Here is a 13,194-nt window from a genome sequence, read left to right as displayed (position 1 = left end):
CTGCTTCTTTTTTTAAAACCCCCCCGCCCCGGGGGGGGGGGGGGGAGGCCGCAGCGGGCGGCGTACTGCCCGCTGCGGCCTCCCTGCCCCCGTCGCCGGACCCGCCGGACGAGCCGCAGCCGGCCAGCACCGCCGTCGCCAGGGCGACGGCGGCACCGGCCAGGAACGGATATCTCATTCAGCCGTCCTCAGGGCGTAGTGCGCGCTGATCTGGGAAGCGCTCAGCGCGGTCGGGTACACGGCGGTCTCGTCGATCTGACCGGCGAAGAAGTTGCTGGTCGGACGGTTGGGCCAACTGGCCAGGTTGTCGCCGCCGACCCGCCAGTACCCGGGGTAGTTCTCGTTGGAGGAGTAGAGGAAGTTCGACGCGCGCAGCTGCCCGTCGACGTACAGCGCCATGCCGCCCGTGCCCTGGGTGGCGACGACGTGGTGCCAGTTGCCGTCGTTCCAGGCCCCGGTCGTGGTGACCGTGCGGTAGCCGCCGCTGTAGACGCCGAAGACCAGCCGCCCGTTGTTGGCCATGTACACCTGCTTGTCGTAGCGGGTGCTGTTCTGCATCGTCAGGTTGCCGAAGCCGATGACCTTGCCGCCCCTGGTGGTGGTGGTCTTGATCCAGGTCTCCACGGAGAAGCGGGCCGGCTGCGCGTGCAGCTTGTTGCTGTACGCGTATTCGGTGGCGCCGTCGAAACCGATGGCCGTCGAGCTGCCCGCGATCGCGGCCGGCGTCTGCTGGTAGGCGGGGCCGTTGCGCAGGAAGCCGTTGTTCAGCCCGCCGGTCGTGTCGGCGGCGAAGGTGGACGTGCCCTCGTCGTAACGCCAGTAGAGCGAGGCCCCGTCGGAGAGGACCCGCGCCGGATAGGCCTGAGCGGACGCCGCCACGGTCGCCGACTGGGCCGGGGACTTGGCGCTGGTGTTGGTGCCGTCGCTCGCGGTCATGCGGTACGAGTGCGTCTCGCCCACCGCCACATCGGTGTCCGTCCACTTCAGCTGCGGCCGGTCCCAGGAGAGCGAGTAGCCCGTGACGGTGTGGACGGGTGTGCTCGCCCCGTCCTTGTAGATCCGGTAGGTCAGCTCCCCGTCGTCGGTGTCGAAGCTGGTCTGCCAGTTGACGTCGATCTTCCCCGGGGAGACCGTCGACAGGCTCACGTTGGGAACCCACGGGGCCCCGGTGTCCGGGCCGTCGGCGAACCGGGTGAGGCCCTGCTGTCCGCCGCCGTTGACGGTGGTGAACTCCCCGCCCACCCAGAGGTAGTGGTGCCCTCCCTTGTCGGTCTGCGTCATCACCCGGGGCCCGACGGGCTCACCGATGCCGTCGTTCGTGTCCGGGAACCAGGGCAGGAGCGTCGGATCGTCCACGGACTGGGCGAGCAGGTGCTTGCGGGGCTGGTCGGAGAAGCCGCCCATGCTGGCGCAGTCGTGGGCGTGGCTGCCGCTGTACAGCACGCCCGAGTGGACCAGGACTGCCTGGGTGGCGCCCAGGCAGGTGTCCCGCCAGCGCTGCTGGTAGTCGTCGAGGTCGATGGCGATCCGGCCGTCGAACACGCCGCCGCCGGTACCCTCGTTGGCGGTGTAGAGACCGGTCGCGTCCGACGTGAGGTCCTGCACCGTCGAGGTGTTCGGGATGAAGCCCGGGTAGCTCTTCGTGAGCGCGCCCGTGGTGGCGTCCACCACGGCCAGGGCGTGCGAGGTGGTGCCGTTGACGGTGAAGAAGTCACCGCCGAGCGCCACGTGCTGACCGTCGGGCGTCACCTCGACCGCCCGCGCCACCTCGTCGGCGTTCGCCGTCCAGGGCAGCAGGTCCGCGCCCGTGGTGACGGCGGCGAAGCTGCTCCTCGTCTGGCCACCGACGCTGGTGAAGTCACCGCCCAGGTAGACGGTGTCCGCTGTGACGTCCAGGGCCCGCACCGTCGCCGAGACGGCGATCTTGAAGTTCTGGCGCGGTGTGCAGGTCGCGGTGTCGATGGCGGCGATGTTGCTGACGCCCACCCCGTTCACCGAGCCGAACTGGCCCCCCGCGTAGAGCGTTCCGCCGTCCGGTGACAGCGCGAGCGCCCGTACGGTCGCCGTCCCTGAGGACAGCGTGAACGACAGGCTGCAGCCCGTCGGCGCGCCGGTGGCTGCGTCGAAGGCGGCGAAGTTGACCGCGGGCTGTTCAGAGGTGCCCGCCGCCGCGTCCGGCGGCCGCACGGTGGAGAAGGTGCCGCCGGCGTAGACGACTCCGTCCGTCGCGGCCATCGACCAGACGATGCCGTTGGTCTGCCAGGTGGTGAGGTCGTCCGCGGTGATGGACACCGGCGGTGTCAGAGCCGTCGCCGGCGAGGCCCCGACGGCGGTCGCGGTCAGCGCACCCGCGAACAGGCAGAGCGCGGCGGAGGCGGCCCGTACACGGCCACGTCCCCCTGGTCTCCGCCCCGTACTTCCGTTCATCATTCATCTCCGAAGGTGAGAACGAGCTGCGGCCGGTAGGCCGCGGTTGCCTCGCTCGACCAGATGCGGAGACTGTCCGTCCCGCTGCTGGTCAGGGCGAGTGAGGTGGCGGAGCCCAGGGCTCCGCCCAGCGCCGTCGCGTCGAGGTCCGCCGAGTAGTCGGTGGAGACCGCGGACGCGCCGGTTATGGTCCCCAGCACGGACGTGGAGAGCGTCGGCCGGGTGTTGTAGGTGACCGCTGATTCGGTCCACGTGCCGGTGACCGGCACGATGCTGTGGCTCTCGGCCGAACCCGCCGTCGAGTCGGACGACGTGCGGAAGTCGAGCCGTGCGCTACTGAGCACCTGGCCGGCCGGAGCGGCCGGCAGGGTGAAGCGCAGATAGCCGATGTAGGCCGTGGTGCCGCGTGAGGCGAGCTGGGTGTCGTCGTAGTTCGTGTTCGCAGCCGCGCTGTTGACGTACGCGTCCTGGTCCGGGGTGACGGCGACGGTACTGTCGCCCGGCCCCGGCGGGGTGCCGGCCAGCTCGTGGTGCCCGGCCACCTGCGCGGCGGTCAGCGCCGACGGGTAGACCGCGGTCTCGTCGACCTGGCCGGCGAAGTAGTCGCTGGTGGGGCGGTTCGGCCAGGCGTTGTTCATGGCGTCGCCGCCCACCCGCCAGAACCCGTTGTAGGAGCGGTTCCCGGTCGCCGCGTTCGTGCCGACCGCTGCCCCGTCGACGTACAGCACCATGCCGGACGGTCCCTGCGTGGCCACGGCGTGGTGCCAGTCGCCGTCGTTGTAGGAGCCGGCCGAGGTGATGGTGGGCCGGGTGCTGCCGCTCTGGACCCCGAAGACCAGCCGGCCGTCGTCCGTCAGGTACATCAGCTTGTCGGAGATGCTGCTCGTGTGGCCCCGCGCGGTGCCGATGTTGTTGCCGTAGCCCATGATCCGGCCACCGTTCGTCGACGTGGTGCGGAACCAGGTCTCGACCGAGTACGGCGACGGCGAGGTGTAGCGGTGCAGCCGGTCGCTGTAGACGTACTCGTCGGTGCCGTTGAGGGAGAGCGCGGCGGAACCCGTCACCGCGGACGGAGTGGCCCGGTAGGAAGGGGCGTTCACGTACACCCCGCCGTTGCCGCTCGCCGAGGCGTCGGCGGCGAAGGCGCCGGAGGCCTCGTCGTAGCGCCAGTACAGATCGGCTCCGTCCGCCAGCACCGCCTCCTGGTAGGGCGAGGCGGAGGACGCGGCGGTCACCGCGGCGGCGGTGGACAGCCCGCTGGTGTTCGTACCGTCGCTCGCCGTGATCCGGTAGCTGTACGTCCGGCCCGCCACCACGTTCCGGTCGGTGAACGTCAGCTGAGGCCTGCTGAAGAAGAGCGAGGAGCCCGTCGTCGTGTACACCGGCGCCGAGCCGCCGTCGCGGTAGACCCGGTAGGTCAGCAGGCTGTCGTCCAGGTCCAGGCTGCTGCGCCAGCTGACCTTGACCTCGCCCGCGCGCGGAGCCGACACGCTCACCGCGGGAGCGGCCGGCGCCCCGGTGTCGGGGGTGTCGGCGAACCGTGTCAGTGCCTGCTGGCCGCTGCCGTTGACCGTGGTGAACTCGCCGCCCACCCAGAGGAAGTCCCGGCCGCCCCGCGAGGACACGGTCAGCGCGCGCGGCCCGACCGGCTCACCGATGCCGTCGTTGGTGTCCGGGAGCCAGCCCAGCAGCGCGGGGTCGTCGACGGACTGGGCCGTCAGATGCTTGCGGACCTGGTTGGGGAAGCCGCCCATGGACGAGCAGTCGTGCACGTGGCTGCCCGCGTACAGCACGCCCCGGTGGACGCGGAGCGCCTGGGTGGCGCCCTGGCAGGTGTCCCGCCAGCGCTGCCCGAAGCCGTCGAGCTCCATGGCGAGCCGGCCGTCGAAGGAGGCGCCGCCCGCGCCCTCGCCCGCCGCGTACCAGCCGTCGGACGCCGCGTCGGTGACGATGTCCTTGATGACGGCGGACGGGGGGATGAAGGCGGCCCCGTACGCACGGGTGACGGCGCCCGTCGAGGCGCTGGTCACCGCGAGCGCGTGCGAGGCGGCGCCGCCGACGGTGAAGAAGTCGCCGCCGATCAGGACGCTGTCCCCGTCCGGGGTCACCCTCAGGGTGCGTCCGGGCCGGTCCGCGTTCGGATTCCAGCCGGTCAGCGCGCCGGAGGCGGTGACCGCGCCGAAGGAGCGCCTCGGCGTGCCGTTGACCGTCTGGAAGTCGCCCCCGGCGTAGACGGTGCCGTCCGCCGCGACGTCGAGCGCGCGCACCGTCGCCCCGAACTGGGGGGCGAAGCCGGTGCGCGGACGGCAGGTGGCGGTGTCGATGGCGGTCAGGCCGTTGACGGCCGTCCCGTTGACGCCGTTGAAGTAACCGCCCACGTAGAGCGTGGACTTGTCGGGTGAGACGGCGAGCGCCCGGACCGTGGCCGTGCCGCTGCTGCGGGTGAAGGAGAGCGAGCAGCCGGTGGGCGCACCGGAGGCCGCGTCGAACGCGGCGAAGTTCACGGCGGCCGTCGTGTTGCTCCCGGCGGGGGAGCCGGCCGGCCTGATGCCCGAGAAGGTGCCGCCCGCGTACACGACCCCGTTCGCCTCGGCCAGGGCCCAGACGATGCCGTTGGTCTGGTACGTGGACAGGGCGTCGGCGGTGAAGCCGACCGGCGGGGTGAGCGCGGCCGCCGGGGGAGCGGTGGCGGCGACGGTGCCGAGCAGGCCCGCGGAGAGCGCGAGGACCGAGGCGTACACACCACCCCGGGTCCGTCTGAGACGTCCGGGCCCTCTCACCGGTCCACCCGGACCGCGGAGCCCGTGAGCTGGTCGCTCAGCAGCCGGATGTCCGCGTCCACCATGATCCGGGCCAGCTCGCGCGACTTCACCTCGGGCTTCCAGCCGAGGAGTTCCTCCGCCTTGGACGCGTCACCGATCAGCGCGTCGACCTCGCTGGGACGCTCGTACTTCGGGTCGTAGCGGACGTGCTCCGCCCAGTCGAGACCCGCGTGCTCGAAGGCGTACTCGAGGAACTGGCGGACACTGACCCCCTCGCCGGTGGCCACCACGTAGTCGTCGGGGGTGTCGCACTGGAGCATCCGCCACATCGCCTCCACGTACTCGGGTGCGTACCCCCAGTCGCGTACGGCGTCGAGGTTGCCCAGGTGCAGCCGGTCCTGCAGACCGGCCTTGATCCTCGCCACCCCGCGGGTGATCTTGCGGGTCACGAAGGTCTCGCCGCGGCGCGGGGACTCGTGGTTGAAGAGGATCCCGTTCGTGGCGAACATCCCGTACGCCTCGCGGTAGTTGACCGTCGCCCAGTACGCGTAGACCTTGGCCACGCTGTAGGGGCTGCGCGGGTGGAACGGGGTCTTCTCGTTCTGCGGGGGCGGGCTCGCGCCGAACATCTCGGACGACGACGCCTGGTAGACCCGGGTGTCGATCCCGCTGGCCCGGACCGCCTCCAGCAGCCGTACGGTACCGAGCCCCGTGACGTCACCGGTGTACAGCGGGGCGTCGAAGGACACCCGGACATGGGACTGGGCCCCGAGGTTGTAGACCTCGTCGGGCTGGATGTCGCGCAGCAGGTTCACCAGCGCCACGCCGTCGGAGAGGTCGGCGTGATGCAGCACGAAGGAACGATTCGCTTCCTCGGGCCCCTGGTAGATGTGGTCGATCCGCTCCGTGTTGAAGCTCGACGAGCGGCGTATCAGCCCGTGGACCGTGTACCCCTTCTCGAGCAGCAGCTCCGACAGGTACGAACCGTCCTGTCCGGTCACGCCGGTGATGAGTGCGGTTTTAGCCATGACTCCCCCCTTCTGTGGTCGCCCGACGGGCGATTTGTTCACCGAAATAGCTTGATCTGAGCGGAATGCGGCAAAGAGTCACCCGGGCGCCGTGCTGCTGGCAGAATCCGAGTCATGACGACTGATCTCCCCGGCCCGCCCCAGGAATCCGTCCGCCCCCTGCTGCGCCCCGGCGCCCGCATATTCGTCGCGGGTCACCGAGGCCTCGTCGGTTCGGCGCTGGTGCGCCGCCTCACCTCCGACGGCCACGAGGTGATCACCCGAGGCCGGGACGAGCTCGATCTGCGCGAGGCCGCGCCGACCGAGGCGTTCCTGCGTGAAGCCCGCCCGGACGTGGTCGTGCTGGCCGCCGCCAAGGTGGGCGGGATCATGGCCAACAGCACCAGCCCGGTGCAGTTCCTGGAGGACAACCTCCGCATCCAGCTCGCCGTGATCGCGGGCGCGCACGCCGCCGGGATCGAGCGGCTGCTCTTCCTCGGCTCGTCGTGCATCTACCCCAAGCACGCGCCGCAGCCCATCCCCGAGGACGCGCTGCTCACCGGCCCGCTCGAGCCGACCAACGAGGCCTACGCACTGGCCAAGATCGCCGGCATCGTGCAGGTCCAGTCCTACCGCCGGCAGTACGGCGCCTCGTACATCAGCGCCATGCCCACCAACCTCTACGGCCCCGGGGACAACTTCGACCTGGAGACCTCGCACGTGCTGCCCGCCCTGATCCGCCGCTTTCACGAGGCGAAGCGGGACGGCGCGGAGGAGGTCACCCTCTGGGGATCCGGCAGCCCCCGCCGCGAGTTCCTCCACGTCGACGACCTCGCCGCCGCCTGCGTGCGGCTGCTGGAGACCTACGACGGCGACGAACCCGTCAACGTCGGCTGCGGCGAGGACCTCGCCATCCGCGAACTCGCCGAAACGGTACGCGACGTGACGGAGTACCAGGGGCGCATCGTCTGGGACACGTCGAAGCCCGACGGCACCCCGCGCAAGCTCCTGGACGTGTCCCGGCTCTCCTCCCTCGGCTTCAAGCCGCAGATCCCCCTGCGGGACGGCATCGCCCGCACCTACGCCTGGTGGCTCGGCCGGCAGCCCCCCCGGAACTGACCGGCCGGCCGGGCGGCCGCGATACGCCCTGAAGCCGTACACGCGGCCCCCCTCCTGTCCCCCCGCCACGTCTCAGTACGCCCCGCGCCCGTCGGTGACGGCACGCACGGTACGGGCGAGGAGCCCCATGTCCGTGGCCACCGACCAGTTGTCGACGTACCAGAGGTCCAGCGACACCGTCTCCTGCCAGGAGAGGTCCGACCGGCCGCTGACCTGCCAGAGGCCGGTCAGGCCGGGCCGGACCGCCAGCCGCCGCAACTCGCGCTCGTCGTAGCGCGACACCTCCTCCGGCAGCGGCGGACGTGGGCCTACCAGGGACATGTCACCCCGCAGCACGTTGAGGAGCTGCGGGAGCTCGTCCACGGACGTCCTGCGCAGGGCGTGACCGATCCGGGTCACCCGCGGGTCCCGGCGCATCTTGAACATCGGGCCCTCGCTCTCGTTGGCTGCCGAGAGCTGCTCCCTGCGGGCCTCGGCGTCGGCCACCATGGTGCGGAACTTCCACATGGTGAACGGCCTGTTGTGCCTCCCGTGACGGGTCTGGCGGTGGAACACGGGACCGGGTGAGGAGACCCGTACCGCCAGGGCCACCCCGAAGAACAGCGGCGAGAGCACCAGCAGGCCGAGCGCGGCGCCTGCCCTGTCGACCACCGCCTTGAGCGCAGCCTGCGGACCGCGCCGCAGCGGAGGCGCGACATGCAGCAGCGTCAGCCCGGCGGCGGACGCGGGCCGCACCCGGGCTGCCGCCACCCCCGAGAGGTCCGAGAGCACGCAGAGGGCCAGCCCGCCGTCGTGCAGGCCCCACGCCAGCCGGCGGAGCCGGTCGTCGTCGAGCTGCGGGCCGGGCGTGACGAGCACGAGATCTGCGTCGTGGGCGAAGGCCCCGCCGAGCACCGTGGACACGTCGTCGTCGGCCGGTTCGGGTGCGAGCCGCCCCGGGACGGGTGTCCCGCAGTCCGGGACCGCCGGACCCACCGGGACCACCGCCACCGCCGTGTACGGGTGATCCTTGCGGGAGTTGAGCAGATTCACGGCCCGGTCCAGGCCGGCCGCCTCGCCGACCACCAGGACCCGGCGTCCCCTTCGTGCGCCCGCCCCCGAACGCCACCGGACCGCCGCCCCGGCGAGGACGGCCACGGCCAGGCCGGGCACCAGTGCCGCCACGGCTGTCGCCGGGGCGAGGCCGCCGTCCGTCACGGCCAGGAGCAGTGCCAGCACCCCTATGAGCGCGAGCCAGTCGCCGAAGGCGGCGTGGGACGCCCCCGCGGTCTCCCCCGGCAGCCGGTGCTCGTACCGGCCGCGCATGGCGCGCACCCCGGTCCACACCAGGGCCGCCGATGCCGCAGAGGTCAGCGGGCCCGGCTGGTCCCCGGCCCGCAGGACGAGCCAGGCGGGAATCCCCAGGCCCAGCAGATCGGCCAGGGCGAGGAACGGCACACGCGGAACGGACGAAGTGCTCGCCCGCGGTCTCTCCGCGTGATCGCGCTCGACAGTCGTCGGGGCTCTCCACACTTGCTCCGGAGCCACCGTGCGGTTCCGGGACCCGGCGGTACGCGGTCGTGGTGCCCCCGCCAGCCCGACGTGCCCGGATATATCTGATTCAGGTATTTCGACATGCCCCATGAACCCCCCAGCCACAGTTGCATCCCCACAAACGGGACGCATCCGCCGATCCCATGGACTGACGGATGCGCCCTCGCTCGGTGCACGATATCCACACACGTGCCATTTCGCTGGAGTTCCAGTGAAGTTCAGACAGGACGGGCGATGTGATCCGCGTCGCTCCGTCCGGCGGCTCCAGGGGGACGCGCCTAAAATAGGGGTATGGAACCGCTTTCCGAGGAACAGACCGACCAGCTCGTCGTGATCGTGACCGATCTGGCCAGGCAGGGGCGTACGGACGAGCTCCTGGAGTTCTTCGACCACGGCCTGCCGGTCGACGTCCAGGACCGGGAGGGCAACACGGCGCTCATGCTCGCCGCGTACCACGGGCACACCGGGACGGTGCGCGCGCTCATCGGGCGCGGCGCCGACGTCGACCTGCGCAACGCCCGGGACCAGTCGCCGGTGGCGGGGGCCCTGTTCAAGGGCGAGGACGCGATCGTGGGGGCGCTGGTGGCGGCGGGCGCCGACCTCGACGCGGGGACCCCCAGTGCGCGGGCCACGGCGGAGATGTTCGGCAGGACGGCTCTGCTGGCATAGCGGCCACGACACGAGGGGCCCCGGGCAACTGGTCGTTGCCCGGGGCCCCTCGCGTACGCCGGCCGGTCAGGTCTACTTGGAGGCCTTCAGGGCCTCGATGGCCTTGCGCACACCCTCGCCGTAGGCCGGGTCGGCCTGCGTGCAGTGGCCGATGTGACGCTCGACGGTGGCCTGTGAGGCGCCGTCGATGGCCCGGGCGGTGTTGCCGAACAGGGCGTCCTGCTCGTCCGGGGTCATCGCCCGGAAGAGGTTGCCCGGCTGCTCGAAGTAGTTGTCGTCGTCCTCGCGGTAGTCGAACCGGTCGGCGGCGGCACCGTCGAGCGCCAGACCGGGCTCGGCGAACTGCGGCTGCTCCGCCCAGCGGCCGTAGCTGTTCGGGGTGTAGCCGGGGACCGCGCCCTGGTTGCCGTCCACGCGCAGCTGGCCGTCGCGGTGGTAGGTGTTGACGTTCTTCGCGCCGCGGGGCTGGTTCACCGGGATCTGGTGGTGGTTGACACCGACGCGGTAGCGGGCGGCGTCACCGTAGGAGAACAGCCGCCCCTGGAGCATGCGGTCCGGCGAGGCACCCACGCCGGGCACGAGGTTGGCCGGCGTGAACGCGGCCTGCTCCACATCGGCGAAGTAGTTCTCCGGGTTGCGGTTGAGCTCGAACTCGCCGACCTCGATGAGCGGGTAGTCCTTCTTGGACCAGACCTTGGTGAGGTCGAACGGGTGGTAGCGGTACGTCGCGGCGTCCGCCTCCGGCATGACCTGGATGAAGAAGGTCCACTTCGGGTTGTCGCCGCGCTCGATGGCGTCGAACAGGTCCGCCTGCGAGGACTCGCGGTCGTCGGCGACGACCGCGGCGGCCTCCGCGTCGGTCAGGTTCTTGATGCCCTGCTGCGTGCGGAAGTGGAACTTCACCCAGAAGCGCTCGTTGCTCTCGTTGATGAACGAGTAGGTGTGCGAGCCGAAGCCGTGCATGTGGCGGTAGCCGTCGGGGATGCCGCGGTCCGACATCACGATGGTGACCTGGTGCAGGGCCTCGGGGAGGTTGGTCCAGAAGTCCCAGTTGTTCTCCGGCGAGCGCAGGTTGGTGCGCGGGTCGCGCTTCACCGCGCGGTTCAGGTCGGGGAAGTGGTGGGGGTCGCGGTGGAAGAAGACCGGCGTGTTGTTGCCGACGACGTCCCAGTTGCCCTCCTCCGTGTAGAAACGGAGGGCGAAACCACGGATGTCGCGCTCCGCGTCGGCGGCCCCGCGCTCACCGGCGACGGTCGAGAACCGGGCGAAGAGCTCGGTCTCCTTGCCGACCTCGGAGAAGAGCGCGGCCCTGGAGTAACGGGTGATGTCCTGCGTCACCTTGAAGGTGCCGAAGGCGCCCGATCCCTTGGCGTGCATACGACGCTCCGGGATGACCTCGCGGCTGAAGTGGGCCAGCTTCTCCAGGAACCAGACGTCCTGGAGCAGCATCGGGCCGCGCGGACCGGCGGTCACGGCGTTCTCGTTGTTCGCGACCGGTGCGCCGGCGGCAGTGGTCAGCGGCTTCGTGTTGTCAGAAATTTTCCTGCTCCTCCGTGTGAAGACTTCGGTGCACCGACTCCGGATCCCGATGAGCGCGCCCGGTTCGGCAACCGGGGCACAGACCCCAGTACGTCACCTCCACGCGGTCGACGGTGAACCCGTGACCACGGGGCGCCTCGAGGCGCGGAGAGTCCTGCGCGGCATCGACATCGGCGATCGTGCCGCACGAGCGGCAGACCACGTGCTGATGGTCGTCCCAGGACTGTCCTTCGTACCGTGCCGGTGAATTCGGCAGGTCGATCCGTCGCGCCAGTCCGGCGTCGACGAGCGTCTTGAGCACGTCGTAGACGGCTTGGGTCGAGACCGTGCCGATGCGTGTGCGTACCAGCGTGAGGAGGGTACTGACATCGGCGTGCGGGGCCTCGTGGACGGCCGAGAGCACGGCGACCCGGGGTCGGGTCACCCGCAACGACGCTCCGCGAAGGAGCGTCCTGGCCTCGGCTTCGATCATCTACGCAGTCAACCACTTTTCTGGAATGATTCCAATCATAGACATGCAAGAGAACTGTGGTTTGTCGCAGCGCCGAGTGCCGTGTCCGATTCCCGCCAGCACAGCTGCCCGCGATGCCGCACCCTTGAAACATGACCAGTGACGACAGCAGGTACGAGGCGGTGAGCAGCCGCGACGCCCGGTTCGACGGAGAGTTCTTCTTCGCCGTGTCCACGACCGGGATCTACTGCCGCCCCAGCTGTCCGGCCACCACGCCCCAGCGGCGGAACGTGAGGTTCTTCCCCACCGCGGCAGCCGCCCAGGGCGACGGATTCCGCGCCTGCCGGCGCTGCCGCCCCGACGCCGTGCCCGGCTCCGCCGACTGGAACGCGCGCGCCGATCTGGTGGGCCGTGCGATGCGGCTGATCGGCGACGGCGTCGTCGACCGCGAAGGCGTCGCAGGCCTGGCCGCGCGCCTCGGCTACAGCGCCCGCCAGGTGCAGCGCCAGCTGAACGCCGAGGTCGGTGCCGGTCCCATCGCGCTCGCCCGCGCGCAGCGCGCCCACACAGCGCGGGTCCTCCTCCAGACCACCACCCTGCAGGCCGCCGAGATCGCGTTCGCCTCGGGCTTCGCCAGCGTGCGGCAGTTCAACGACACGGTCCGGGAGATCTACGCCCTCACCCCCGGCGAGCTGCGCGCCACGCCCCCCGGCCGGTCCTCCCGCTTCGGCTCCGTCGGTACCGCGGACGGAGCGGGAGGAGTGCCGCTGCGGCTGGCCCACCGTGGACCGTACGCCGCGGCCGAGATCTTCGACCACCTCGCGGCCCGCGCCCTCACCGGCATCGAGGAGATGGCCGGCGAGCGTGGCGGGCGGACCTACCGGCGCACCCTGCGTCTGCCGCACGGCACCGGCATCGCCGAGGTCCGCGAGCGGACCGGCGACGGCTGGCTGGAGTGCAGACTGCACCTGGGCGACCTGCGAGACCTGACGACGGCCACCCAGCGGATGCGCCGCCTCTTCGACCTGGACGCCGACCCCCACGCGGTCGCGGAGCGCCTCGGCGCGACGCCCGCACTGGCCCCGCTCGTCGCCCGCACGCCGGGGCTGCGCGCACCCGGCGCCGCCGACGTGCACGAACTGGCCGTCCGGGCCGTCCTCGGCCAGCAGGTCTCCGTGGCCGCGGGGCGCCGGCTCGGCAGCGCGCTGGTGCACGCCTACGGCACTCCGCTCCAGGTGCCCAGCTCCACCCTCACCCGTACGTTCCCCGACCCCGGCGACCTGGCCGGGGCCGCCCTCGAAGAGCTGGGGATGCCCGCCGCGCGGCGCGCCACCCTGCGCGCCGTCGCGGCGGCGCTGGCCGAAGGGCGGATCGGGCTCGACCCCGGCGCCGACCGTGACCAGGCGGAGAAGCAGCTCCTGGGTCTGCGGGGTGTCGGCCCCTGGACTGCCGGCTACATCCGTATGCGGGCTCTCGGCGACCCCGACATCCTGCTGACCGGCGACGTGGCCGTCCGGGCCGGAATGCGGCACACGGGCGCCGAGCCGGTGGACGCCGAGGCATGGCGCCCCTGGCGCACCTACGCCATGCACCACTTCTGGAACGCGGCCAGGGACCGGCGCCGCGTCGCGGCAGCGTGACGTCCGAATCCCGCCAGCGACATCGCGGCCGACCCCGCACAGTTGAG

Annotated in this window: 9 protein-coding genes; 3 read left to right on the top strand and 6 right to left on the bottom strand. The window is 71.3% G+C overall.

Annotation, left to right across the window (positions count from 1 at the left end; genetic code table 11):
- Positions 1 to 174: 174 nt before the first annotated feature.
- From ACFUNE_RS30910 to gmd, 3 genes are read right to left on the bottom strand one after another with little or no spacing between them, the layout of a single operon-like run.
- Positions 175 to 2,430, bottom strand: coding sequence for a LamG-like jellyroll fold domain-containing protein (locus ACFUNE_RS30910; RefSeq protein WP_383574832.1), 2,256 nt, complete (start codon positions 2,428 to 2,430; stop codon positions 175 to 177).
- Positions 2,427 to 5,207 carry a DNRLRE domain-containing protein gene (locus tag ACFUNE_RS30905; RefSeq protein WP_383574830.1) on the bottom strand — a complete coding sequence of 927 codons (2,781 nt, stop codon included), beginning with the start codon at positions 5,205 to 5,207 and terminating at the stop codon, positions 2,427 to 2,429. Before ACFUNE_RS30905 ends, ACFUNE_RS30910 begins: the two co-directional genes overlap by 4 nt.
- Positions 5,204 to 6,217, bottom strand: coding sequence for a GDP-mannose 4,6-dehydratase (gmd, locus tag ACFUNE_RS30900; RefSeq protein WP_383574828.1), 1,014 nt, complete (start codon positions 6,215 to 6,217; stop codon positions 5,204 to 5,206). The genes ACFUNE_RS30905 and gmd overlap by 4 nt, the downstream gene beginning before the upstream one ends.
- 114 nt (positions 6,218 to 6,331) lie before the next feature.
- Here gmd and ACFUNE_RS30895 point away from each other — a divergent pair, with 114 nt between their 5' ends.
- The gene (locus ACFUNE_RS30895) at positions 6,332 to 7,315 is read left to right on the top strand and encodes a GDP-L-fucose synthase family protein (RefSeq protein ID WP_383574826.1); all 984 of its coding nucleotides are present in this window, start codon (positions 6,332 to 6,334) and stop codon (positions 7,313 to 7,315) included.
- A gap of 72 nt (positions 7,316 to 7,387) precedes the next feature.
- On the opposite strand, the gene ACFUNE_RS30890 is transcribed toward ACFUNE_RS30895, so the two are convergent.
- Complete coding sequence (locus tag ACFUNE_RS30890; protein ID WP_383574824.1) at positions 7,388 to 8,938, bottom strand: sugar transferase; 1,551 nt, start codon at positions 8,936 to 8,938, stop codon at positions 7,388 to 7,390.
- 201 nt (positions 8,939 to 9,139) lie between these two features.
- On the opposite strand from ACFUNE_RS30890, the gene ACFUNE_RS30885 reads away from it, so the two are divergent.
- Positions 9,140 to 9,517, top strand: a complete 378-nt coding sequence (locus ACFUNE_RS30885) for an ankyrin repeat domain-containing protein (protein WP_383574822.1) — start codon at positions 9,140 to 9,142, stop codon at positions 9,515 to 9,517.
- Between the two features lie 72 nt (positions 9,518 to 9,589).
- Here the strand turns inward: ACFUNE_RS30885 and ACFUNE_RS30880 are convergent, their stop codons facing one another.
- Together ACFUNE_RS30880 and ACFUNE_RS30875 are read right to left on the bottom strand one after the other, a co-directional pair.
- The gene (locus ACFUNE_RS30880; protein ID WP_383574990.1) at positions 9,590 to 11,056 is read right to left on the bottom strand and encodes a catalase; all 1,467 of its coding nucleotides are present in this window, start codon (positions 11,054 to 11,056) and stop codon (positions 9,590 to 9,592) included.
- Positions 11,049 to 11,528, bottom strand: a complete 480-nt coding sequence (locus ACFUNE_RS30875; RefSeq protein WP_383574820.1) for a Fur family transcriptional regulator — start codon at positions 11,526 to 11,528, stop codon at positions 11,049 to 11,051. The genes ACFUNE_RS30880 and ACFUNE_RS30875 overlap by 8 nt, the downstream gene beginning before the upstream one ends.
- A 131-nt stretch (positions 11,529 to 11,659) precedes the next feature.
- Between ACFUNE_RS30875 and ACFUNE_RS30870 the strand changes: the two genes are divergently transcribed.
- Positions 11,660 to 13,147, top strand: a complete 1,488-nt coding sequence (locus ACFUNE_RS30870) for an AlkA N-terminal domain-containing protein (protein WP_383574818.1) — start codon at positions 11,660 to 11,662, stop codon at positions 13,145 to 13,147.
- Positions 13,148 to 13,194 lie beyond the last annotated feature (47 nt).

Origin of the sequence: Streptomyces sp. NPDC057287 (genome assembly GCF_042667905.1) — a bacterium.
In the GTDB taxonomy this organism is placed as follows: domain Bacteria; phylum Actinomycetota; class Actinomycetes; order Streptomycetales; family Streptomycetaceae; genus Streptomyces.
This window is presented reverse-complemented; position numbering and strand designations above follow the sequence as displayed.

What these genes read in the sequence shown, in the direction of transcription:
- ACFUNE_RS30910 (WP_383574832.1), bottom strand. Translation starts at nt 2,430, where the DNA reads ATGATGAACGGAAGTACGGGGCGGAGACCAGGGGGACGTGGCCGTGTA.
- gmd (WP_383574828.1), bottom strand. Translation starts at nt 6,217, where the DNA reads ATGGCTAAAACCGCACTCATCACCGGCGTGACCGGACAGGACGGTTCG.
- ACFUNE_RS30895 (WP_383574826.1), top strand. Translation starts at nt 6,332, where the DNA reads ATGACGACTGATCTCCCCGGCCCGCCCCAGGAATCCGTCCGCCCCCTG.
- ACFUNE_RS30890 (WP_383574824.1), bottom strand. Translation starts at nt 8,938, where the DNA reads ATGGGGCATGTCGAAATACCTGAATCAGATATATCCGGGCACGTCGGG.
- ACFUNE_RS30885 (WP_383574822.1), top strand. Translation starts at nt 9,140, where the DNA reads ATGGAACCGCTTTCCGAGGAACAGACCGACCAGCTCGTCGTGATCGTG.
- ACFUNE_RS30875 (WP_383574820.1), bottom strand. Translation starts at nt 11,528, where the DNA reads ATGATCGAAGCCGAGGCCAGGACGCTCCTTCGCGGAGCGTCGTTGCGG.
- ACFUNE_RS30870 (WP_383574818.1), top strand. Translation starts at nt 11,660, where the DNA reads ATGACCAGTGACGACAGCAGGTACGAGGCGGTGAGCAGCCGCGACGCC.